This window comes from Candidatus Manganitrophus morganii (genome assembly GCA_021651055.1).
GTDB lineage: Bacteria > Nitrospirota > Nitrospiria > SBBL01 > Manganitrophaceae > Manganitrophus > Manganitrophus morganii.
Genome location: JAJHOH010000001.1, coordinates 993,937 through 1,018,751 on the forward strand (window position 1 = coordinate 993,937; position 24,815 = coordinate 1,018,751).

Here is a 24,815-nt window from a genome sequence, read left to right on the forward strand (position 1 = left end):
CCTGACTTCATCTCTAATACCGCCATGCGATCTTTCCGTAAACGGCCCGCTGAATTTCCACCCGATTCGGACCGGGGGGGCCGAACTCCGGGTGATGATCGTGAAGAAGGTTCTGCCCGACGACGGAGAGTTCCAGCTCTTTCGTGGGACGCCAGCCGAGACGGATGTCCAACTCAAAATAGCTCGGCACGGTCGCGGCCGCCCCGGCATTATTCACCTGCAGCGTGTCGACCCAACGGAGGGCGGCGTCGAGCTCTACATTTTGCGGCAGGTCCATGGAGGAACGGAATGAAAACTGCTGTTCAGGATCGCCTGTTTCATTGCGCGCATTGTTGAAATCGGTCTCTCCCGGTTTGACACGAATGTGCTCTTTGAGGCGGTTGTAGCCGCCGTGCAACCGCCACCAACTGAGCGCCTGATAATTTGCGCTGATCTCGAATCCATACGTCTTGCCTTCGAGATTGTTTTCAAAGAAAAAAGGGAGGATCGTGCCGGGCGTGGTGCTGGTGCTCCGGATATCATCGTAATCGTTGTAGAAGGTCGAGATGGAGCCGAAAATCTTTTGACCGAGTTGAGCGCGATAGCCGAGTTCGTAGGCGATCAGCTTTTCAGAATCAAAATCCGATCCTCCTGCCAAGAGGACCAGGGGCGGCGCCGGCTGAGAGAGGTCCCGGTCAATGCGGGAGGGCGTCCGAACCGCGCGTGAAATCGCCGCCCAAAGGATCTGTCGCTCGAGGGGTGTCCATGCAAGCCGCGCACTCGGTTCCAGCTCCAATCCGGTGTAGTCGTAGTATTCGACCTTGGTCCCAAGGGTGAGGGTCAGATTTTCCCGGAGCGTGATCTCATCTTGTATAAATCCGCTGAAGAGGCTTTGGTTCAGAACCGGCGGGAAAAACGCCAAACCAGGCGCGTTTCCGACCACGTCTCGGGTGAAGCGATAGCCGAGGCCCCACACAAAACGGTTGCGCTCGCCCAGCCGGAAGCGATGCTGAAAATCGAGGTCATAGGTATCGAGGTCATCTTCGAAAGTTCCGGCGGGAGCAAAGACGATCGAATTAATCACAAGCGCCGGAACAAACATAGACAGATGCGTCTGGTCGTAATAGAGTTGCAGGCTCATGTCGGAATCGTGCGAAAAGGTATGCGACCAGCGCCCCAGCAGATTGCCGCCGCTGATCTCGGCAACCCCTCCTGTCGTGAGGTTTTCGTCGCCGCTGTAAATATCGCCTTGCAAGGTGAGATGATTTTTTAGAGACCCTTCGGCATCGATCCGGAACCCGCCTGAGGACATATGCCACGCGTCCGAGGCCTCGCTCCCGTCGGCGAAGACTTCATTCCCCCTGTCGAAATACTTACCATAAACCCGATAATAGACATCGGGAGCGAGCATGCCGCCGTAGCGTATCCCGGTAAAACCCCGCAACGCTGTTCCCCCGCCCGCCTCCCAGTAAACCCCCTGCGTCTCTTTGGCGCTTTTGGTCATGATATTAATCACGCCATTGACCGCATTGGCGCCCCAGAGCGCGCCGCCGGGACCGTTGATCACCTCGATCCGATCGATATCTTCGAGCAGAGTGTCCTGTCTGTCCCAAAAAACACCGGAAAAAAGCGGCGTATAAACGGTCCGCCCATCGATCAGGACCAGCAGTTTATTGGCCAGATCGGTGTTGAATCCGCGCGCGCTGATCCCCCAGTCACGCGAATTTTTCTGCGCCACGTTCAAATGATCCGCCAGCCGCAACGCTTCCGGAATGCTCGAAGCGCCGGACCGGCGAATCTCTCCACCTGGAATCACGTAGACCGATGCGGCCGCCTCACTCAAGGGCTCCGGCGTTTTTGACACGGAGGTGACCTCGATGTTCATCAGCTCTTCAATCGTCATACTCAACAGATCGTCGGGATACATCGGTTTCGTTGCCTCCTCCGCTGCAGCCGCTGCAGCTTTGAGCGCGATGCATACGGCAAGAACGAGGCAACGAATCACAAAAACAAGCCGCCGCCTCGATCCGGCCGCCGTGCCCTCGAAGTCGTTTTCCACTATTCGGCTCCTCATATGCGCTTCGCCTCGATCCTGACGGTCGTTTGGAACTGATCGGCCCAGAGAAGTTCTTTATCCTTCATTAAGGTATGGTATCGCAGCCGTACATTGAGTTTCAAAAGGGTAGATACCGAAATAGAATGGCACTAAGTATAGCACCCGCTTGAGAAACGGGAATCAAGGATAAGATGTAGATTAAAATCATGTGTCAGAAGTTTAATGGAGTGGACGAAACGAAATTTCCGGGCCGACGCCGACCGGTGAGCGAACGGAAACGTCTTGAAGGAAAGGAATAAAAGTCAGGAGGGTCTCAAACGCCCCTCCTGACTTTTCAGGATCAGCGTTGGATTCTGGGGGGTTTGTCGGTCATTTCTCGGTAGAGTTGATGAAACTGATCGTCGGTCAGCGACGGATCTGAAATTCGCTTTAGCTCTTCCGGGCTGACCGGGATTTGAAAGGCTTCATCAAAGATCGAAACGCCGATGCCGATATAATGAGCGGCCAGGCGCTTCTCGGGAAGGAGAAATTGGATTCCGTCATTATACTTCAGCGCCAACTGAATCGCCTGCCTCGCCACGTCGGCGGGAATCTCTTTTCCGAAGCCGATATTTCGAGGGGGATGTCCCTTCCGGAAAACCTGCGGGCGCACCTTGGTAATCGAGAGGGCTTCGAATTCCTTTTTAACGGCGTCGGCCTCATTCTTTCGCTCCGGCGCGAGAAAAATTTCAACCAGAATATCGCGGCGACCGGCGGCCTCTTTGGCGGCGGGTGCGGCGGGCGACTCGGACGAGCGGCCCGGCTCCGCGGGGGCCGGAGCGGCAAAAAGGGACAAGAGCAAAATTCCCCCGGCGAGCCTGAAAAGGATGGTCGCTTTCTTCATCATCGTTCCTTTTGGTTTGAGGTTCGGTAATCGGTCGGCGCTATTCTAACAAAAGAAGCTTCCTTTGGAAAGGATGCTAAAAAAAGGTGACGGCCCGGATGCAGACCCTCACCGAAGCGTCGCGAAGGGATCCGGAAGACGCTTCTTCCTGATTCCACTTCCCGCAAACAGAGAAGAGGGCTCGGACGACACAATGATTGCAGTCGGTCGGATTCAGTTTTCCAATTGGGAAAAAAGGACTTCCGACGTTTTAGACATTGAAGCTCCCCGCAGCAAGCTGCGGGGAATCTTCGACCCGAAAGGATGGAAAGACTCTATTTGTATTCGCGCGTCTAACCTTCGCAGCAAGCTGCGAGGAATGCGACGCGCGTGCGTGTTCAGGCGTTAATGAGGATGCCCGCCGGGACGGCCGGCATCCAGGGCGAGCACCTTCTCTCACGTGATTTAACAGCGATTTAACATCTCTGCAACGACATCGTGACTCCGGACCGATACGATGCAATTGTCTTTAAAAGATGTTCCTGACAAACATCAAAGTCCATTTTAATAAGGGAAAGCAGATCACCGTGGCACAAAATAAAAAGAAGAAAAAAATCAGTTTAAGGAAAGCGATCCTCCGTGAGATCTCCCGGGCGATCGGATAATACGTTTCCCCAATGGGCGCGATCTCGAAAAGAGCAAAAAGAGAATCCGTCCTAACCTATAAACCTCAAAAGACGAGCGAAAGGAGAAAGAGAAGATGTCCCGATTCATGGCAATCATGCTGGTGGCGATCGGACTTGTGGGACTGTCGAGCATCAAAGGCTTCGCAGAAGACCGTAAAACGTTGGAAGAGCTATTGGTTGATAAAGGAACCATTTCAAAAGAAGAAGCCGCTTCCCTTCAAACGACCAAACTGACGAAGGGGGTCGATCGGATTACCTTCGGCGGCGATCTCCGCCTTCGGCACGAATCGTTCATGAACGACAGCGAAACCGCCAGCCGCAACAGAGACCGGCACCGGCAGCGCTTTCGGTTGCGGTTCGGAGGCACCCTAAAAATCGACGAATTTCTCGTCGGCATTCAGCTCGCCTCCGGAGGGGGAGAACAGGTTTCAACCAATCAGAGCTTCGACAGTCTCTTCAGCCAGAAGCCGCTCTGGATCCAGCAAGCTTACTTACAATGGAAAGCGGCCCAGTGGCTGAAGCTGACCGGCGGGAAAATGCCGAATCCGTTCTTTCGGGCTTACAGCTCGGATATCGTTTGGGACGACGACGTGACCCCGGAAGGTTTTGCCGAAAGCCTCACCTTTCCGCTCTCGGAGAGGGTCACCCTCTTCGTCAATGCCGGCCAGTTCCTTCTCGATGAAGACAGCGGCGACAACAACGACCAATGGCTGTTCGGTGAGCAGGTCGGCGCCGACATCGGCCTTGGCAAGAACACGAAACTGATGCTGGCCGGCGCATTTTACAATTTCAAGAATGCGACGCTGGGAACGTTCGGACAGGCGGCTGTTCAAGAAGGGAATACGCGGGTTCCTCCGACCCCTCCGGCGACCGCGCCGACCAATATCTTGGTCAACAATTACCGCGTCGTCGATATCACACTCCAGCTTGCCACCAAGGTGGGAGACCTTCCTCTCTCCCTTCAGGGGGATTACGTTAAAAATCTCGCCGATACGACGACCGATAAGGACATGGGCTATCAAGCCGGCGTGATCGTCGGCAAAGCCTCCGATCCTCAATCCTGGGAAGCGGCTTACTTCTACAAGCTCGTCGAAACGGATGCCACCGTGGCCGATCTGGCCGATTCTGATTTCGGGAACGGCGGGACCAATCGGAAGGGACACATCGTCTGGGTCGCCTACAATCCGACCAAAGCGCTCCAGCTGAAAGCGAAGTTTTTCATGACCGAGCTTGAAGATGAAACGCTTCCCCCGGGAGCCGGCGGAAAAGATGATATCGACCGACTTCAGGTAGATGCTTCAATTAAGTTTTAACACGGTTCAACGACAGACAAGGAGAAAAGAAATGATGAAAAAATCGGTTCTCGTCATGATCCTATTGATCGGATTGGCCGCGGCCGCATGGGCCAAATCGACCCTCATCAAGGTCGACGGCTCCAGCACCGTCTTCCCGATCACCGAAGCGGTGGCCGAGGAGTTCCAGAAAAAGAATTCCGGCGTGAGGGTGACCGTCGGCATCTCCGGCACCGGCGGCGGTTTCAAGAAATTCTGCGCCGGCGAGATCGACATCTCCGACGCCTCCCGCCCCATCAAGCTCTCCGAGGTGGAAATTTGCGTCGATAACAATATCAAATATGTTGAGCTGCCGGTCGCCTACGACGGCATCGCCGTGGTGGTCAACCCGAAAAACCACTGGGTCGATCACCTCACCGTTGAGGAATTAAAGAAGATGTGGGAGCCGGCCGCCCAGGGAAAGGTCATGAAGTGGAGCCAGATCCGCTCCGGCTGGCCCGACAAGGAGATCCGCCTCTACGGTCCGGGGGTCGACTCCGGCACGTTCGACTACTTTACCGAGGCGATCGTCGGAAAATCCCAAGCCAGCCGCGGCGACTTCACCGCCAGCGAGGATGACAACGTCCTCGTCCAGGGGGTCGCCTCCGACCAAAACGCCCTCGGCTTCTTCGGGGTGGCCTATTTTGAGCACAACAAAGACCGGCTCAAGCTGGTGCCGATTGATGACAAAAATGATTCCAACGGAAAAGGAGCGGTTCTTCCCGAGTACAACAACATCCTGGAGGGAACCTATCAACCGCTGGCGCGTCCGATCTTCATCTATGTGAGCACCCAGTCGGCTAAAAAACCGGAGGTGGAGGGCTTCGTCAATTTCTACATGAGCAATGGGGCGGCGCTCGCTAAAGAGGTCGGCTACATCGCCCTTCCCGATCGGGCGTATGAGTTGGCACAGACCCGGTTCCAGAAACGGGTGGCCGGATCGGTCTTCGGCGGAGGAGCACAGGTCGGCGTCAGCATTGAGGACCTTCTTCAAAAGGAAAAATAACTTTTCATCACTCCGCGTCGGTGAATGGGAGGGGGGCACTGCCGAAGTGCCCCCCTCCGGTTTTGAATGTGAAAAACAGTCCTTCCGTTAAAATGAAAGCAGCGCCCCCGTCCCAAGCCGACGGACGGATTGTTCCTCTCCCCCGCGAAATACCACGACACCGATAGCTGTTCTCCCGTAATTGAAAAAAGTTTTTTCGTCTAAGGCTTTTTCCCCCTTCAATTACGCCGATTCCCTATAGCCAATCGGAAGAAGATTGGTATACTTCCCAGGTCTTATCCCACGAAAGTTCTCTCCGGGTAAGATATACCCTTCTCGTGTCTTCCTTCCGGCGGCGCTAAGAGGCCTTCGTTCAATGCCTCCCTCTTTCAACCCTTCTGTAGATAGGAAAATAATGGATAAAGGAAAACGATTCGACCTGCCTTCGGCAGGCTGGATGGTATTGGCCTCTTTTTTAATGCTGCTCGGGTCGATCCAGACCGCGGAGGCGATGGTCGTTTGGACCGACCATGCCACGGTCAAAATCCGAAGGGAAATCTCATTAACCGCGCCCAAAACAAGTCAAACCGCTGCCATCTTAAAGGCGGCCAAGAATGAATTCGAGGCGTTTCAGCTCATCGTCTCGGCCGACTCGGGGAATCTCTCAGGGGTCAATGTGACAGTCAGCGATCTGACCGGTCCGAACGGAAGCCTCATTCCGGGCAGCTCGGTCATGATCTACAAGGCGGCCTTCATCAACATCACCACCCTTTCCACGACGGAAGGAAGGCTCGGATTCTGGCCCGACGCTCTGATCCCGAAGAGAGACGAATACACCCGGGAGGTCCGGAATGCGTTTCCTTTCTCGGTGACCTCCGGCCGGAACCAGCCGGTCTGGATCGAGATCTATGTCCCTCAGGACGCCGCTCCGGGTCTTTACAGAGGAACGGCGACCGTCACCGCGGCCAATCAGGCGCCCGTCGTCGTTCCGATCGAATTGACCGTCTGGAACTTTGTCCTCCCGTCGACTTCAACCATGAGGTCGGCCTATTCGATCGATTATCATCTCATCCCTCCCGGACATGGGCTCGGCGCCTACACGAATCAGTACGACATCGTCAAAATTTATGCGAAGGCCAACCTCCTCCACCGGATTACCGGCGATTACCTGCCGGCTCCCCACATTATGGGATGGGATCCCTTTATCGCCAAATTCGGCCCCCTCATGGATGGAACGGAACCCTTGCCGGGAGGAAAACTGCCGGGGGCGAAAATGACCGGCTATCGGATATCGACCTTCGCGCACGAAACCGATCTCCCCTTCTTAAGAGATATCGCGCAACGCGCCGCGGCGAGAGGATGGATCGATCGTCTCTTTTCCTATATCTTCGACGAGCCGAAGCCGGATCAGCCGGCGCAGTGGCAAACGATTAAAGATCGGGCCAGGGCGCTCCATCAAGCCGATCCCCGCCTGCGCGCCCTGGTGACCACCAGTGTTCAGAGCGCAGCCGATTACGGCATCACCCAATGCGGCTCGACCCGCATCGAACCGTGTCTCGACCTCTTCACCCCGACGATCCGGTATCTGGACAACAAACCGACCGGCCGAGAGCCGGGCAGCGAGGTTCCCGGCGGCGCGGATACCATTGGTAATCAGCGGAGCAAATATGGTCCGGAGACCTGGTGGTATCAGGCCTGCGGCTCGCACGGCTGCGGCATCATCGGCGGGGGACAATACGATCCGGAGGGCTATCACACCGGTTGGCCCGCCTTCATGATCGACCTTCCGGCGATGTTCAACCGGATCATGCAGTGGCAAACATTCAAATATAATCTTCAAGGAGAGCTCTACTTCGACATGGTCTACGCCTACGGTCAGAGAGATCCGTGGGTCAGCCAGTACGACTTCGGCGGAAACGGCGACGGCACCCTCTATTATCCGGGGACGCCGGCCAAAATCGGCGGGACGACCCACATTCCGATCGAGTCGATCCGCTTGAAACTCCTCCGGGAGGGGATGGAGGATTACGAATATATGAACCTGCTGGCGAAGCTGGGAGACGGCGACTATGCGGAAAGGCAGGTCGACACCGTCGCGACCCGCATCTATGATTGGAGCCGAAACCCGGCCGATCTTTACCGTGCGCGGGAAAATATGGCGCTGCAGATCCTCTCTCACGACGCGTCGGGAGGGCCGACGCCGGGGACGGCCGATTTTAAGCTGAGCTACTCCCCCGCTTCGGCCAGCGTGATCGAAGGGGGAACCGCCACTTCGCAGGTGATCCTCTCTTCGCTTTTTGATTTTAACGCGGCGGTCGCCTTGACCTGCGCCGCCCCCCACCCGAGCGTGAGCTGCACCGTGAGCCCCGCCTCGGTCACCCCGCCGGTGAACGGAAGTGGGACGGCGACCTTGCGCATCGCAACCCAGAGCGCGACACCGCTCGGCGCCCACCCCGTCACCCTCCGCGCCGTTTCGGGCGGTCTGATCCGGGAAGGAACGGTCGCCCTCACCGTCACGGCGGCCACCCCGGTCGGCGAGCCGTTCGATCGCGCCGACGGGACCGATCTGGGACCGAGCTGGAACGAATATATGACCGACTTCGGAATCAGCGGCAACCAGGTCGTGAACCTCGACGCAGCCAGTCAAGAGGCGCGGTGGATCCAAAGCCTTGGACCGGATCAAGATGTCGCGGCCGACTGCAAGGCGGCCGCCGCCGGAAGCTCCTGCGGGGTGATGGCCCGCTGGTCGAGCGCCGACAATTTCTATTACGTGCGGCTCGATGCCGGGCTGGGAGACATCGCCCTCTTCAAGAAGGTCAACGGCGTCTATACCAAGCTGGGAGAGACGCCGCGGCCGATCGGTTACGACACGTTCCACCGGCTCCGTCTGGTCGTGGAGGGGAGCGCCCTCAGCGTCTACTTCGCCGGAGAGAGCACGCCGGCGATCCGCGTGAACGATGACTCCCTGAACACCGGAGATTACGCCGGCATCCGATCTTATGCCGCGGCCGCCGGGGCGACCCGGTTCGACCGCTTCCATGCGCTCTCGTCGGGCAGCGCGGAAACGTTCGACCGGGCCGACAACACGAACCTGGGAAGCAGCTGGAACGAATATCTGGCCGACTTCGGGATCCGCGGCAACGAGGTCTTAAACCTCGATGCCGCCAGCCAGGAGGCCCGCTGGACCAGCAGCCTCGGTCCGAATCAGGAGGTCTCCGCCGACTGCAAGACGGCCGCCGCCGGAAGCTCCTGCGGGGTGATGGCCCGGTGGGTGGACGACGGCAACTATTACTATTTGCGGCTCGATCCCGGCCTGGGGAACATCGTCTTGTTCAAGAAGGTCAATGGCGTTTATACGGCGCTGGGATCGGCCGACCGGACGATGGCGTTCAACACCTTCTATCGCCTCCGACTGGCCGCGAACGGGAACACCCTCACCGCCTACTTCGCCGGAGAGACCACCCCCGCCATCACAGCAACGGACACTTCGCTGGTAGGCGCTTTTTCCGGAATCCGCTCCTACGCCGCCGCGGTCGGGGCGACCGGGTTCGACCGGTACAACGCCGTTTCCCTCGGCGGCTCGATCAACGAGTCGTTCAACCGGGCGAACAACACGGGCCTGGGAAGCAGCTGGAACGAGTACCTTCTTAATTTCGAGATCAATACCAACCAGCTCCGGAACAGCGACACCGCAGGACAGGAAGCACAGTGGACAACGATGATTGGCGCAAACCAGGATGTTTCGGTTGACTGTAAGGTGACAGTCAGCGGAAACTCTTGCGGCGTGACCGCCCGCTGGTCCGACCCGAACAATTTCTATTACGCGCTGGTCGATCCGGGCCTGGGGAGCGTCGCACTGATCAAAAGGGTGAACGGGGTTTTTACCCGCTTGGCGCTTGCAAGCCGGCCGATGAGCTACAATACCTTTTATCCGATTCGGCTGGTTGTGCAAGGGAGCTCGCTGCGGGTCTTCTTCAACGGAGAGAGCACCGCGGCGATTGACCTGAGTGATGCCAGCCTGACGGGGGGGAATTATGCCGGCGTCCGCTCTTACGCCACTGCGGCCGCCGTCACCTCCTTTGATAATTTCAGCGTCGGCCATCCTTAAGACCCGCCTCTCCTAAGAGAAGCGGACGGTAGCGAACCGGGGCGCCCTTCCTTTCCGAAGCAGGGGCGCCCCGGCCATTTTTCCCCAAAGCCTCCCTTCCCCCCTTTTCATTCACCGCCGGACGGGTGGTCTTGATAAGACCTCCCCGACCCCCTAAACTAAAATGATAGACTGAATAAAGACGGCTGAAGGGATGAAACCATGCAGAGACGCATCAACGTCCCAAACAAAGGCAAAAAAATAACGGTCAATTCGGATCACACCCTAAATGCTCCCGACTCCCCGATCATCCCCTTCATCGAGGGGGACGGCATCGGGATCGACATCGCCCCGGCGATGCGGCGCGTGGTCGATGCGGCGGTGGCCGATGCTTACGGGGACAAACGGAAAATAGAATGGATGGAAGTATATGCCGGCGAGAAGGCGGTGCAAGTCTACGGAGGGGAGGCTTGGCTGCCGGATGAAACGGTGGAGGCGATGCGCGATTGTGTCGTGTCGATCAAAGGTCCGTTGACCACGCCGGTTTCCGGCGGCATTCGCTCCCTGAATGTGGCGCTGCGGCAGCGGCTCGATCTCTACGTTTGTCTCCGTCCCATCCGCTGGTTTCCGGGTGTGCCGAGCCCGCTGAAGGAGCCGCACAAAGTCGACATGGTCCTCTTCCGCGAAAACATCGAAGATATTTATGCCGGGATAGAATGGGAAGCCGGTTCGCCCGAAGCCGAGAAACTGATCGCATTTCTGCAGAGGGAAATGAACGTGACGAAAATCCGCTTTCCCGAATCGGCCGCCGTCGGCATCAAGCCGGTGTCGAGAGAAGGGAGCGAGCGGTTGGTCCGCCGCGCGATCCGGTACGCCATCGACCATCGGCGCAAATCGGTCACTCTGGTCCACAAAGGAAACATCATGAAGTTCACCGAAGGGGGGTTCAAGCGTTGGGGTTATGCGCTCGCCAAACGAGAATTCGGCGGGGTCGACATCAACGGCGGGCCGTGGCTGAGATTGCCGAATGGGATCGTGATCAAAGATGTGATCGCCGACGCCTTCCTCCAACAGATTTTGTTGCGTCCGGAGGAATACGACGTCATCGCGACGCTGAATCTGAACGGCGATTATATTTCCGACGCGTTGGCCGCGCAGGTCGGAGGCATCGGCATTTCGCCGGGGGCCAACCTCTCCGACGAGGTGGCCATTTTCGAAGCGACCCACGGCACCGCCCCAGACATCGCCGGAAAGAACATCGCCAACCCTTCTTCGCTCATTCTTTCGGCGGAGATGATGCTGCGTCACATCGGATGGATCGAGGCGGCCGACCTGATGATAAAGGGGATCGGTAAAACGCTCGAGGCAAGGTGTTTCACCCACGACCTGTCCCGGCTGACGCCCGATTCGAAGGGGGTGACCTGTTCTGAATTCAGCGATGCGATCATCCGTCGGATGCGAATAAAGACGCGATGAACGCCGTTCGTCGGACCTTTCTCAGGCAATTATTTTTTGCGTCCGGCCAGCGCCTCTTCCAGGTTTTTCTTAGCGACCGGGTCGTCCGGTTTCAGCCGCACCGCCTCGGAGAAGTGCTGAATCGCCGCTTCGGTCTTCCCCTGGTTTTTCAGGATCACGCCGGAATAAATGTGCGCCAGGTGCTGGGCGGGGTTCACCCGAAGCACCTCCCGGTTGTGGGCCAAAGCCTCCTCGTACCGCCGCTCCTTGGCCAAGAGGATCGCCAGATTTAAATGGGCGAACTCGAAATCGGGCGACAGCTTCAGCGCCGCATCGAAATGACCCCGCGCCGCCTCGTTTTCTCCCTTCCTTGCAAGCATGACCGCCAGATCGGTATGAACGATATAGTTGTTCGGAAAACGCTGAAGCTCCATTCGGTAATGTTCGATCGCTTCCTCGATTCTCCCCTGCTGCGCCAGCAATCTCGCCAATTTGTGATGGATCTCTGGCCGGTCCGGTTCGAGGACGGCCGCCTGGCTGAGATAAAAGATCGCCTCATCGAACGCCTCGCGGCCCATTGCAGAGGTGGTCAGCCGCCGATAGATCTCCGCGTCGGGACCGAGCGCTTCCAAGGCCCGCAAGAAGACCGCGTTGGCCTCCTCAAATTTCCCGGCCCAATCGAACAATTTCCCCAGATTCTTCAGGGCCAGCCCGTCGGCGAAGCGGTTGAGGCCCGACATCACCTCTTTCTCCACGGTCTGGATCGTCTCGGCGCCCCACGACGGATCGGGGGTGACGACTTTCTGTTGTGCCATTTGATCGAGCAGCGCCAGACCCAAGAGACGGTAACCCTCGATGTTGGTATGGACATGATCGACGAAATATTCCTTGCCGAAGACGGCATGGTCGTATTGACGCGAATAGGCCTCTCTGAGAAGACGGGGGAAATCGATCAGCGGCGCTCCCTCGTCCGCGGCCACCTCCTCGACGACCTGTTGCATCGAACGCAAGATCCGAAGCGGGACGATATCCTCCTCGACGGCGCGCCAGAAGGCTTTTTCCGCCTCGTCATATTTTTTCATTTCAAAGAGAACCTGTCCGATCCGGTAATGGAGGTCGGCGTAACGATCGTCGATTTGAAGCCCCTCGCGATAAGCAGCCAACGCCTCGCTGAAGCGGCTTTCCTTCTGAAGTTCCCCGCCGCGCCGATAGCGTTCCTCCCACTCCTTAAGCGCCTGCTCACCGAGTCCCTCCTTGTGCTCGCTCTTGAAAGGGGACATGTCTTTGAGGTTGATCGCGGGTTGAACGAAGAGGACCTCCGCGCCGCTCTCCCGGGCAATTTGGACCATCCGGATCAGGTTCAGCCGATAGTGCGTAATGATCCGCTCTTTGAGGGGGTCATCGCGACGATAGGTCGTCGGGCCGAGGGTATGGGTGAGAATTTCATTCACCTCGCCGCTCAGCTGATAGCGCTCTTTTGCTTTTTTGATCGAGTCGGGCCGGACCGCCTCGAGGGCCTGTTCCATTGCCGCCCAGGTCCGGGTGCGGCTGAGCATGGCGCTCGCCCGAAGCGTCCAGGGAGGCTGTTCCATCAGGCCCCCGTAGGAGCGTTGTTCGAGGAATTCATTTTGTCCGGAGTAGACGATAAAGAGATCGGGCTGATATTGCGTCAGCTCGTTCATCAGGTGGGCCACGCGGTAGCTGGCGTAGCTGATCCCTCCGGCGTTGATCACCTCCCAGTCGCGCGACGGGTCGGCGGCGCGCAGAAACGCCCGCAGCCATCCGCAAAACGAGACCCGGTCATAATAGGGGTGACCGTAGGTCGTCGATCCTCCCATGCAGAAGATCCGATAGCTGTTCCCCGACTTCTCCTTGGGAAAGGCCTGATCCCGATTGAACCAGGTCCATTTGTTCCGGGCCGTTTTGAGAAGAACCGATCCGTCCGGTTGGGGCTCTTCGACGAACAGGGGGATCTCTTCGGCGAATCCGACGAAGGGATCTTCGGTCACGAGAACGGAGCGGACGCCGATCAAGGCCAAGAGGAGTTCAAGGAGGCCGAAAAAAGCGGTGACGATGATGATTGTGAATAAAATGCTTTTCCAGAACGGGCGGGGGCGGCGTAGCGCGTTGCGAGGAATGGTTTCCGTTTCGGTCGGTCTTTCTTTGTGATCTTTCTCATCCATCGTGCTGCCGCATATTATAACATCGAAATATGGCTATACAAAGACTTCCGGCCGTTCCGATGTTTGCGCGATCGTTACAAGGCTGGGGTTAAAACGGCGACAGCGTTCTACGGTGATGCCGGGGAAAGGGATCTCTCTGAGGGCCGTTTTCAAAAAAGCGTATAGATAAAGGGAGCGACCGCCGAGCTCTGCGTAAAAACGATCAGCGTTCCCAACAACACCAAAATCAGAATAATCGGCGCAAGCCAAAACTTTTTGCGTTCCTTCATGAACCCCCAGAGGTCTTTCAAAAATTCGATCATTAGAATGGTCTCTCCATCTGTTTTCGATCGAGCGCTTTGCTTTGGATCCGGTAACTGATTCCCTCCTTCTTCCAGGCGCGCCGCAGCGGGTCCCATCCCCACAGCCGCATGACGCGTCCGAGCGGAAAGAAGAGGAGATAAAAAACCAGCGCGAGAATGATCCGGGTGTTGATCCATCCGAGAATCCCCCCCGCGATCATCCAACCCCGGAAAACAGGCGCCAAGGTCGCCGGCAGGGCCAAGGCCCAAAGGACAAAGACGCTTCCAACCACCCAAGGCCAAAGAACGAATTTCAGATTCCACAGCCAGGGAAAGAGCAAGCCGAAGAGCCCGGCGATAAAACACCCCATGAGGAGGCCGAACGAGCGGAGTTCCTTGATCGTCGGCGGGTGGGGAAGTTTTACGATTTGATCAATCCAGCTCGAACGTCTCTTTCCAGTCATCCTCTTTTTCCCAGACAGGTTGTTTCTGTTTGGCCAGCAAGAAATTTTCCAGGACCAGGTAATCCATTTCGGTCCGCATGAAACAGCGGTAGGCGTCTTCCGGCGTGCAGACGATCGGCTCCCCGCGAACATTGAAGGAGGTGTTCACCAGAACGGGACAGCCGGTCCGTTGCTGAAAGGCCTGAAGGAGTCGGTGGTAGCGGGGATTCGTCTCCTTGTGCACCGTTTGAATCCGGGCGGAATAATCGATGTGGGTCACGGCGGGGATCGAAGAGCGTTTGACGTTGAGTTTATCGATGCCGAAGAGGCGTTGCTGCTCGGAGGTCATCGGAAGACGGTGCTCCTCGCGGACCGAAGCGGTCAGCAACATATACGGACTCGGACGATCGAGATCAAAGAAATCGGAGACCGATTCAAAGAGAACCGAGGGGGCGAACGGCCGGAACGATTCCCGGTATTTGATCTTCAGATTCATGACCGATTGCATTTTTTCACTGCGGGGATCGCCGATAATGGAGCGGGCGCCGAGCGCGCGCGGTCCGAATTCCATCCGCCCCTGAAACCATCCGACGACCTGTTCCCGAGCGAGAATCTCCGCGACCGATTCCATCAACGGCGCGTCGTCCAGAAGTTCATAAACGGCGCCGACGGAGTCGAGATAGCCCTTGATCTCGGACGCGCTGAACCGGGGCCCCAAATACGCGCCGGCCATCCGATCGGTCCGGGTCGCGGTCCGAGGCTGTCCCTGATATTGGTGCCGGAAGGCGAGGGCCGCGCCGAGCGCGCCGCCGGCGTCGCCGGCCGCCGGTTGAATCCAGATCTCCCGCATCGGGCCTTCCCGAAGGAGCCGTCCGTTGGCAACGCAATTGAGGGCGACGCCGCCGGCCAGACAAAGCGCATCGACCCCCAGCTCGCGATGAATCGTTCTCGCCAGACGCAAAACGACCTCTTCCGTCACCGCCTGGATCGAACGGGCGAGATTCATTTCCCGTTGCGTTAATTTTTCTTCCGGGGCGCGCGGCGGTCCGCCGAAGAGCGCATTGAACTTGGCGTTCGTCATCGTCAGACCGGTGGTGTAGTGAAAATAGTCCATGTTCAGACGGAAGGTCCCGTCTTCTTTCAGATCCAACAACTGCTTCAGGATCAGATCGACATACGCCGGCTCGCCGTAGGGGGCCAGGCCCATCAATTTATACTCTCCGGAGTTGACCTTGAAGCCGGTGTAATAGGTAAAGGCCGAATAAAGGAGGCCGAGGGAGTGGGGAAAATCGATCTGCCATTGCGGGGTCAGCGTATGGTCCTCCCCCAGCCAGACCGAGGTCGTCGCCCACTCTCCGACCCCGTCCATGCAGAGGACCGCGGCGCGGGAAAAGGGGCTGGGATAAAAGGCGGAGGCGGCGTGGGCCTGATGGTGCTCGGCGAAATAGAGCGGCGGGAGCGCCGGCGCCCCGCATTGTCCAAGGCGGGCCAACTCCTTTTTCAGTTGGGGTTTCAGGAAGAGCTTTTCCTTCAGCCAGACCGGCATGGCGGCGGCGAAGGAGCGATACCCCCGGGGGGCTTCGGCGAGGTAGGTTTCGAGCAGCCGCTCGAATTTCACCAGAGGCTTATCGTAGAAGACGATCGCTTCAAGATCGGTCAGGCGGACGCCCCCCTCCTTCAAACAGTAGGCAATCGCCTGTTCTGGAAACCGGGCGTCGTGCTTCCGCCGGGTGAAGCGTTCCTCCTGGGCGGCGGCGACGATTTCGCCGTCGCGCAGCAACGCCGCGGCGCTGTCGTGATAATATGCCGAAATGCCTAAAACGGTTGACGCCATTCATCGGTCTTAACATCGATCCTGATTTCTGTCAAGATAGAGGATCTTACGTTTGGCATCCGGTCTTCACGGATCTCGAAAACCGGCGATCGCCTCACGTGATCTTATCCGTGAACGAAAACAGCCTGACCTATGATATATTCGGTCTGTTTATTCTTTGAAGAGAAAGCCAGCATGAAGACGAAACACCCATCGAAACCGGCTTCGCACCTGAGCCCCTCGCCGCGAATCAGCGGGCCGGAATTGCAGACGGAGGGGTCGATATCGATCTTCGGGAGCGAAGAAAAACGGCTGATCTTATTGATCAGACTTCTCGCCGTTTTCGTTTTGCTCTGCCTCGGCTTTTCCTGGAAGCTCTGGACTTCCAGCCGGCGCTATCCTCTGGTTCCCCTCTTTGGTCTCATTCCGGCTTTTTCCTATCCGTTCGATTATTTGTTTCTCGCCCTCTTCTCCGGCCTCCTTCTCGCCCTGGTCATCCAGCCTCGGTCGAAAATGTGGGTCGGGTTGATCGTTGCGGCTTTTACGATTCTCTTTCTACAGGATCAGAGCCGCATCTGGCCGTCGTTTTATCAGTTCTTTTTCTGTTTCCTCCTTCTGCTCACCTACAGAAGGGATGCGGGCGAGGAGGAAGCGCATCGCATTCTCGCCGGATTTCGGTTCATCCTCGCCGCGGTTTATTTCTGGGGTGGCGTCCAGAAGCTGAACACCCATTTTTTCAACGAGGAATTCCCCTGGTTCATCCGGCCGCTGACCGATCTTCTGCCGTACGACATTCCCACCCTGCCGACCCTCGGCGTTTTTGCGGCGCTCTTCGAAGTGCTCTTCGCGATCGGACTTCTGACGAAGCGGTTTCGCGCCATCGCCCTCTACGATGCGATGTTGATGCATGCGCTTATTTTTTTCCTCATCGGACCGTTCAGAAACGACTGGAACAACAGCGCCTGGATCTGGGGCCAGACGATGGCGGCGCAGGCCTGGCTGCTCTTTTACAAAGCGCCGCCGTTTGCGTTCAAAAAAATGTTCGCCGCCCCCCGTTTCTACAACCTCCCGCAGGCGCTCGCCGTCCTCTTTATCGGAATCCTCCCGCTTCTGAATAATGTGAATCGCTGGGATTCCGCCCTCTCGTTCAACGTTTATACGGGGAACGTCAGCCACGGCCAAATCCGGATGCACCCCGATGTGGCGCCCCGTCTGCCGGCCGAGCTTTCGGCCTTTGTGACCGAGCGCGACGGTTGGGCGGTGCTCGATTTGAATGCCTGGACCCTCCGCGAGTTCAACGCCAATCCCTATCCGGAAAAAAGAATCTTCAAAGCGGTGCTCGACACGATCTGTTCTCACGTGCCGGACAGATCGGTCCGCCTTTTCCTGACCGAAAAATCGGGATGGTTCTTCCCGAAATCGACGCATCAATACGGCTGCGGAAAAATATAAGGGTCGGTTCCCTTTATTCCTTAATATCAAAACCCTCTTCCGAAAATACAGTTGCAAACATGGAAACAAAAATGCTAAATATCTAATGAAGATTCGCTTGGAAATTTCTCGCAAGGTGTTGATCTTTCGCTTTCTGGAATGAACTTCTCTTATCGGTTATGGAGACCTGCTCATGGATTAACAAGGCGGACGCTTCTCTAAATAATCCTGCCTCACATCCTTCCGTATTGCATCCGCCCACTCGTTACCGGGCAAGCGGGGGGAAATCATTTTCATTCTTGAATTCACTGCATTCTTTCGCTCCGTCTCATTTTGATCTTGAGACGAAGGACCGCTGCGGCCATTCGGTGACGGTAAGCGCGTGCGGAAACCGTATATCACTCACCCTTATTCTCCGAAAGAGAACAGAAGCGTCTTTGGATCGGTCGTCAAGTAAGTCGATATGGAACCGGACCCGTTCTCTTAGCGTTGGGAGGAACGCATGGCAATGATGGAAAACGAAGAGCCCATTCGAAAGCTTGCCGAAGAGCGGCTGAAGCACAAAGGGTCTTCTCCCTTGTTGCGTCACTTCGAAGAGATCCAGCGCCTTATTTATCAAAAAGAGGTCCGCGAGGTGGAGCAAGAGCTCGAGATCGATGAGATCCGCCGCGCCTACCAGGCGCAACTTGAAGCATCACGCAACCGGCATATCGAGCTCTATGACTCCGCTCCGGTGGGATACTTTACGCTCGATCAAAACGGCTTGATCATCGAAGTCAACCGGACCGGCTCGGAACTCCTGGAGATGGAGAAAGGCTATCTTATTAAAACCCCTTTTTCCCTCTATGTCGCCGATGAAGATCAATCTCTTTTCCAGGATTACCGGATCAGGCTTTTTAAAAGCGAACAGCGCGAGAGCTGCGAGATCAAGCTGATGAAAAAAGACCGGACCCTCTTCTATGCTCAAATAGACAGCATCGTCGTCATGGAGTTCGATGGAACGATCAGATGCAGGTGCATCATCAGCGATATCACCGCGCGAAAAGGGGCTGAAGAAACGTTTCGGGAAATCGGAAAGCGGTATCGAACCATCTTTGATTTGGCTCCGGTGGGAATTGCGCGGGTCGACCGGGAAGGACGATCGATCGAGAGCAACCAAGCCCTGCAGGAGATGCTCGGCTACAACGGGGAGGAACTGGGCCGGATGGTGTTCACCCAGATGACCTATCCGGAGGATGTGGCGAAAGAGTGGGCCCTTTTTCAAGAACTCATCCAGGGGAAAACGGAGCGTTACCAACTGGAAAAGAGATACTACCGGAGGGACGGCGGCATCATCTGGGGCCACCTGATCGTTTCTCTTGTCCGGGATAGCGGAGGAGAGCCGCAATTTGCCATCAGCATGGCGCAAGACATCACGCGTCAGAAACAGGTTGAGAATGACATCAACACAATGAACGAAGCGCTCAGAGAAAAAACCGTCCGGATCGAAGAGGTCAGCCAGGCCCGAAACCGTTTTTTCTCGTACATCTCTCACGAATTGAAAACACCGGTCAACAGCATCATCGGATTCATACAGCTGCTTCGAAACGGAACGTACGGCTCCGTCAACGCGGAACAATCAAAAATCATGACCCGCATCTACGGAAATACGGAGGATTTGGTTCGGCTCATCAACAACATTCTCGACCTGGCGCGGATTGAGTCCGGAAAGATGAAACCGAAAGTCATCGAGACGAATCTTCCGGAACTGCTGGAAAAAGTGTCGATCACATTTGAGCCGCTTCTGCGTGAAAAAGGGCTGACCCTTCAGAAGCGTATCTCTCCCTCGTTTCCCAGCCGCTTTCCAACCGATCCCTTAATGATCCGGAGTCTCCTGACCAATCTGTTGAGCAACGCGGTGAAGTTCACCCATCAAGGCTCCATCGGAATCAATCTTTATCCCATCGCGGAACCGAAAGGTTTTCAGATCGTCGTTCTGGACACCGGTGTCGGAATGGAACCCCAGCGGCTGGAGCGGCTCTTTGAAGAATACCAACAGTTCGGCGCCGCCGAAGAAGCCTCGGGGGAATATGCTCGAGGAAGCGGTTTGGGGCTTGCGATCGTCAAAAAAATAGTCGATTCCCTCGGTGGGAAGATCGCCGTCGAGAGTGTGTTCGGCCAAGGGACAATCTTTACCATTGACATCCCGGAACAGCCGACCATGCCATGATCCGGAAAATTGAAGCTCCCCGCAGCAAGCTGCGGGGAATCTTCGACCCGAAAGGATGGAAAAACTCTATTTGTATGGTTCGCTCCACGAACGATGTGGGTGGAGGTTCACCATCCATTGCAACGGCACATTCGCGCATCTAACCTTCGCAGCAAGCTGCGAGGAATGCGACGCGCGTGCGTGTTCAGGACGATCCGGCCGCCGAGATAATCCACCGGCTCGATTCTTACTCGATTCTTAAATGAAGGGCAAGGGGCCGAAGCCCCTTACCCTCTACGCGGGACGACGATCCGGTTACGCCGCTCGGCTCTGATCTTCGAAGTTTTTCAATTCCTTTTCCGCTTCTTCTTTCGCGATTCCATATTTCTCTTGCAGCTTTCCGATGAGTTTATCCCGCTTGCCGCCGATCACTTGGAGATCGTCGTCTGTGAGTTCTCCCCACTTCTCCTTCACTTTCCCTTTAAACTGTTTCCAATTTCCTTCAATCTGATCCCAGTTCATCAATCCCTCCTTTGATTTAAAAAGTGGCGCGTTGCAACAAACTGCTGTCGTCGATTCTCAGAGGCGTCCGGTCAGCGCCAGTATCAGCAGGATGAGGAGAATCAATCCCACCCCCCCCGTCGGACCATATCCCCAATTTGTGCTGTACGGCCAAGCCGGCAACGCGCCGATGAGAAGCAAAACCAGCAGGACAATCAAAATGGTGCTCATATTGTTTCTCCTTTCTGAGTGAAACTAAATGAAGTTAAGAGCAATTCGTGTGCCTGGCAGGGGGTATGGTTCGATGCGATCCTAAGACGGCATGTATAAATCTTTCACAGAAATTCCACGGGCACCCTTTTTGCTCTCTTACCCTTCAGATGGCTATCCCTTTTCGTCGAACAGGCCTTGCTGTATGCCTCGCTGTATAAGGATATCCTTGAAGAAGTTAAGATTGATCTTGCCTTTCATCGGCCTGTCGCGTCCCTCCGTGGAAAGCGCCTGCAACTTTCTTGCAAAGAGAGGGATCCCATGAAATCACATTTTAGAAAATGGGGATGGCTCTTTTTTCTCCTCGGCAGCGCGCTGATACACGAAACGGGCTATGCCGCCACGCTCTTTAATGATGAATTCAACCGGGCCGCCGAGTTGGGCCCCTCCTGGAGGGTGACCGCCGGAAGCTTCAGCGCCGACGGCAATACCGCGCGCTCCCAAGGGAGCGCCAATGCGGCCGCGATCACCCCCGGCTTGGGAACCGATGACTACACCGTCGAATCGGTCATCCTGATTCCGCCCGGCTCGGTCTACTCCGGGATCATCGCCCGGGGGAGAAACGATGCAAACTTCACGTTCGATCTCTATTCGGCTCAGCTCTCGACCACAGGGACGGTCAATCTTTACAGAAGGAATGGAGGCGCCTGGACATTGTTGCGGTCGGCCGCCGCAGGGATTGTCGCCGACAGAGCCTATACGCTCGGATTGAAGGTCACCGGCGGCAGTCCGGTCGATCTGACCGTCTTCCTGGATGGGGCCCCCCTCTTCACCTTCAGCGACAGCGCCGTTTCGCGAATTACCTCCGGCGTCCCCGGGATCATCAACTACAACGCCGGGGTGCGATACGACCGGTTCACCGTTTCCGACAATGGAGCCTCCCCTCCGGCCAACCGGCCTCCCCTGGCCGCCTTGTCCGCCGGCCCCGGCTCCGGGGCCGCCCCGTTGACGGTGCACTTCGATGGGAGCGGCTCTTCCGATCCGGATGGAAGCATCTCCTCCTACGCCTGGGATTTCGGCGACGGATCGAACGGGGCCGGACCGATCATCGATCATACCTATTCAACGGCCGGCACGTTCACCGCCACCCTCACCGTCACCGACAACCAGGGGGCGAGGGCCTCCGCGCAGCGGACCCTTTCCGTGACATCGGGGAGCGCAACGCTCTTTTCGGATGAATTCGATCGAACGACCGGCCTCGGCGCAAATTGGCGGTCGGCGGGGGGGAGCATGGCGACCGATGGAAACGTTGCCGTCTCGACAGCGGGAACGAACGCTGCGGCGATCACCCCAAACTTGGGGACCGACGACTATATCGTGGAATCGGTCCTGATCGTTCCCGCAGGGTCGCTCTACTCGGGGATTGTCGTCCGCGGGAGGAGCGATTCGAACTTTACCGCCGATCTCTATTCGGTTCAGCTCTCCACCAAAGGGACCGCCACGCTCTATCGTAGAAATGCGGGGGTCTGGACATCCCTTAGATCGGCCCCGGCCGGCATCGTCGCCAACAAACCTTACACCGTTCGCGTGAAGGTCGCCGGGAGCAATCCGGTGGTCCTCGACATCTCCGTCGACGGCGCCCCCCTCTTCAGCTTCAACGACGGCGCCTCCTCGCGGATCCTCTCCGGCGTTCCGGGCATCATCAACTACAATGCCGGGGTGAAATATGACCGGTTCATCGTCTATCCCGCCGCCAATGCCTTCCCGACGGCGCGGATGACCGCGACGCCGACCGTCGGCCCTCCCCCGCTGACGGTTCGATTCGACGGTTCAACCTCTTCCGATCCCGATGGGGTCGTTTCAAGTTATGTCTGGAACTTCGGCGACGGCGCAAGCGGGACCGGCGCCGCGATCGAACATACCTATCCCGCCGCCGGGACCTATGTCGCAACCCTCACGATCACCGACGACGAGGGGGCGAGCGCGGCCACACAAAGGAGCATCCTCGTCGGCGCCGACACCTCCACCCTCCCCCGCTTTGCCTACGCCGCCAACTCAGCTTCCAACGATGTCACGATGTACACAGTCGACCCCGCCTCCGGACTTCTTACGAAAATCGGATCGATCGCCGCCGGGACGGAGCCCTACTCGGTCACGGTCGACCCGAAGGGACGGTTTGTTTATGCGGGCAATTTCGGGTCGAACAACGTTTCGATGTATCGGATCGATCAAAACAGCGGCCGCTTGACCGCCATCGGGACGGCGCCGACCGGCATCGGGCCTTACGCCGGCGCGGTCGATCCGGCCGGCCGCTATTTCTATGTCGCCAATGAAAACTCGTCGACCGATGTCTGGATCTATCGGATCGATCAAACCAGCGGCGCTTTATCTTTGATCGGGACCGTCAACGCGGGGGTCAGCCCGATCTCCATCACGGTTCACCCTTCGGGCGAGTTTACCTACGTCGCCAATACCATCTCCGACAATATCTCGATGTACACGCTCGACGGATCGACCGGAGGGCTGACCCTCCTCGGGCATGCCCCGGGGGGATCGGGGGCGAACTCCATCGTCATCCATCCTTCAGGCCGATTCGCCTATGCCGCCAACTACAACGCCAATAATGTCTGGATCTATTCCGTCGACGCAACCACCGGAAGGTTGACCCAAACAGGCGCGATCGCCGCCGGGACCCGTCCCTTCTCCATCACGGTCGATCCCTCCGGCCGATTTGCCTATGTCGCCAACTCCGCCGACACGATTTCGATGTACCGGATCGACGGCACAACCGGCGCGTTGACCGCGCTGGGAACGGTCGCCGGTGGGTCGGGGCCCCGCTCGATCACCCCCGATCCCTCCAGCAAGTTCATCTACGTCGCGAATTTGAATTCCAACGACGTCTTTGTTTATTCGATCGGCTCCGACGGACGTTTAACGCCGGAGGGACGGTTCCCGGCCGGGACGACCACTCGGTCGATCCGGGTCACCCCGGTAAAACCGTGACGAATCCTTGTAAAAAAGGTGACCTGTTTACAGATGGGTAAGTAACCCCTTTCCCACCGCCGGGACAAAAATAGTCTTTCCTTCGGTCCAAACAAACCGATCCCTCGATTTGTTTGACTTTGCATCACTCGACATTTTCAAGAACCTTCCAACACCCTCCACCCCCTAGCTCGGCTCCTTAGGCGACACCTCCACCCGGACCCGCCCTCTGTCAAGATCGATTGAACAATATCCATTTCAGACCCCATCCGGCCTGGAGAGGCATCTCTCTTGCGTTATGCAGACGACAGATTTGAATCACTCGTGAAAAGGGCAAACTATCCGAGAGGGTAGGACGCAAAGCCAAGAGACCGATGAGTAGGGGATCCGCTTCCCACGGTTCGTCTGGTTGCCATGACGATGCCGGCGCATCTTTAGGCAAAAGCCCATTCCGAGGAATGGGCTTTTTTATTTTATCGACCTTTGCACAGAGCAAACTCTTCGAAAGGGGAGGACGCAGAGCAACGGGGCTAAAGAAAGGGTGTAGGGGGTAGGGTATAGGGGGTAGTGAGAGGGGATAGGGTTTGGATTTTTCTACACCCTACACCCTGATTCATCACACCCGACACCCTTTCCCTTTCCTCTTCACCTTCTTCCATGCCCGCCGAGCCGCCAAAGGATTTTTCTTTGGCGGCTTTTTTTTCTGCATGGAGGCGACACAACATGCGAACACAACGGACGAAGCGAAGCGCTCTGGTGATCCTCGGTTTTCTTCTCGTTCTCAATTGGACGACCGCCGCCATGGCAGCGAATGCCTCTCTCTCTTGGGATGCAAATACGGAGAGCGATCTGGCCGGCTACAAAGTCTACTTTGGAACCGCCTCCAGAAGTTACGGCGCCCCCGTCGACGTCGGCAATCAAACCGCCTACACCGTCACCGGGCTGAGTGAAGGCCAAACCTATTACTTCGCCGTCACCGCTTATAACGACGCCGACGCCGAGAGCGCTTTTTCCGCCGAGGTCAGCAAAACCTTTGCCGATACGGTCTCCCCCGTTCTCTCTTCAATGGCCGCCGGCAGCATCACCAGCACCGGCGCCGTCATCACCTGGACGACGAACGAAGCCGCCACCGCTCAAGTCGAATATGGAACGACGACCGCCTACGGATCTTCATCGGCCCTCCGCAGCACCCTTCTCACCAGCCACACGCGCACCCTCAGCGGCCTCGCCCCCTCGACCCTTTATCATTACCGGGTCATCAGCCGGGACGCCGCAGGAAACACCGCCGCCTCCGGCGATAACACCTTCACCACCGCCGTTGCGCCCGACACAACACCCCCCG

At 57.1% G+C, this 24,815-nt stretch carries 15 protein-coding genes, 1 pseudogene and 2 riboswitches; of the genes and pseudogenes, 8 read left to right on the top strand and 8 right to left on the bottom strand.

Annotated features, from left to right (window positions below):
* Positions 1–13: 13 nt before the first annotated feature.
* Both MCM46_04500 and MCM46_04505 read right to left on the bottom strand, forming a co-directional pair.
* Positions 14–2,038 (bottom strand): TonB-dependent receptor, encoded by a 2,025-nt coding sequence (locus MCM46_04500; GenBank protein MCG3111066.1) that lies wholly within the window; start codon positions 2,036–2,038, stop codon positions 14–16.
* A 337-nt stretch (positions 2,039–2,375) separates the two neighbouring features.
* Positions 2,376–2,918, bottom strand: a complete 543-nt coding sequence (locus MCM46_04505) for a hypothetical protein (GenBank protein MCG3111067.1) — start codon at positions 2,916–2,918, stop codon at positions 2,376–2,378.
* A 739-nt stretch (positions 2,919–3,657) separates the two neighbouring features.
* Between MCM46_04505 and MCM46_04510 the strand changes: the two genes are divergently transcribed.
* The 4 genes from MCM46_04510 to icd all read left to right on the top strand — a co-directional run bounded on the left by MCM46_04510 (position 3,658) and on the right by icd (position 11,462).
* Positions 3,658–4,896, top strand: coding sequence for a putative porin (locus MCM46_04510; protein MCG3111068.1), 1,239 nt, complete (start codon positions 3,658–3,660; stop codon positions 4,894–4,896).
* Between the two features lie 31 nt (positions 4,897–4,927).
* On the top strand, positions 4,928–5,920 hold the full coding sequence (locus MCM46_04515; GenBank protein MCG3111069.1) for a PstS family phosphate ABC transporter substrate-binding protein: 993 nt from the start codon (positions 4,928–4,930) through the stop codon (positions 5,918–5,920).
* A 394-nt stretch (positions 5,921–6,314) separates the two neighbouring features.
* The gene (locus MCM46_04520; GenBank protein ID MCG3111070.1) at positions 6,315–10,007 is read left to right on the top strand and encodes a DUF4091 domain-containing protein; all 3,693 of its coding nucleotides are present in this window, start codon (positions 6,315–6,317) and stop codon (positions 10,005–10,007) included.
* A gap of 201 nt (positions 10,008–10,208) precedes the next feature.
* A complete protein-coding gene (gene icd / locus MCM46_04525; protein MCG3111071.1) occupies positions 10,209–11,462 on the top strand; it encodes an NADP-dependent isocitrate dehydrogenase in 1,254 nt (417 codons plus the stop codon).
* A 29-nt stretch (positions 11,463–11,491) separates the two neighbouring features.
* On the opposite strand, the gene MCM46_04530 is transcribed toward icd, so the two are convergent.
* From MCM46_04530 to MCM46_04545, 4 genes are all read right to left on the bottom strand, one after another.
* Positions 11,492–13,624, bottom strand: a complete 2,133-nt coding sequence (locus MCM46_04530; protein MCG3111072.1) for a tetratricopeptide repeat protein — start codon at positions 13,622–13,624, stop codon at positions 11,492–11,494.
* 149 nt (positions 13,625–13,773) lie between these two features.
* Positions 13,774–13,926 (bottom strand): DUF5989 family protein, encoded by a 153-nt coding sequence (locus MCM46_04535; protein MCG3111073.1) that lies wholly within the window; start codon positions 13,924–13,926, stop codon positions 13,774–13,776.
* Positions 13,926–14,369, bottom strand: a complete 444-nt coding sequence (locus tag MCM46_04540) for an SxtJ family membrane protein (GenBank protein ID MCG3111074.1) — start codon at positions 14,367–14,369, stop codon at positions 13,926–13,928. Before MCM46_04540 ends, MCM46_04535 begins: the two co-directional genes overlap by 1 nt.
* Positions 14,338–16,182, bottom strand: coding sequence for a carbamoyltransferase (locus tag MCM46_04545; GenBank protein MCG3111075.1), 1,845 nt, complete (start codon positions 16,180–16,182; stop codon positions 14,338–14,340). The genes MCM46_04540 and MCM46_04545 overlap by 32 nt, the downstream gene beginning before the upstream one ends.
* 174 nt (positions 16,183–16,356) lie before the next feature.
* On the opposite strand from MCM46_04545, the gene MCM46_04550 reads away from it, so the two are divergent.
* Entirely contained in the window at positions 16,357–17,613 is a 1,257-nt protein-coding gene (locus MCM46_04550; protein MCG3111076.1) for an HTTM domain-containing protein, read from the top strand.
* 481 nt (positions 17,614–18,094) lie between these two features.
* Positions 18,095–19,801, top strand: coding sequence for a PAS domain S-box protein (locus tag MCM46_04555; GenBank protein MCG3111077.1), 1,707 nt, complete (start codon positions 18,095–18,097; stop codon positions 19,799–19,801).
* 294 nt (positions 19,802–20,095) lie between these two features.
* Here MCM46_04555 and MCM46_04560 read toward each other — a convergent pair whose 3' ends face one another.
* Positions 20,096–20,302: a CsbD family protein gene (locus MCM46_04560; GenBank protein MCG3111078.1), complete on the bottom strand. Its 207-nt coding sequence runs from the start codon at positions 20,300–20,302 to the stop codon at positions 20,096–20,098.
* A 57-nt stretch (positions 20,303–20,359) separates the two neighbouring features.
* Positions 20,360–20,512, bottom strand: a complete 153-nt coding sequence (locus tag MCM46_04565; protein ID MCG3111079.1) for a DUF3309 domain-containing protein — start codon at positions 20,510–20,512, stop codon at positions 20,360–20,362.
* 300 nt (positions 20,513–20,812) lie between these two features.
* On the opposite strand from MCM46_04565, the gene MCM46_04570 reads away from it, so the two are divergent.
* Both MCM46_04570 and MCM46_04575 read left to right on the top strand, forming a co-directional pair.
* A complete protein-coding gene (locus MCM46_04570; protein MCG3111080.1) occupies positions 20,813–23,494 on the top strand; it encodes a beta-propeller fold lactonase family protein in 2,682 nt (893 codons plus the stop codon).
* 301 nt (positions 23,495–23,795) lie between these two features.
* Positions 23,796–23,890: riboswitch (cyclic di-GMP riboswitch) on the top strand.
* 64 nt (positions 23,891–23,954) lie between these two features.
* A riboswitch (cyclic di-GMP riboswitch) is annotated at positions 23,955–24,150 on the top strand.
* Between the two features lie 124 nt (positions 24,151–24,274).
* Positions 24,275–24,727 (top strand): annotated as a pseudogene (locus MCM46_04575) (fibronectin type III domain-containing protein).
* The last annotated feature ends 88 nt before the right edge of the window (positions 24,728–24,815 follow it).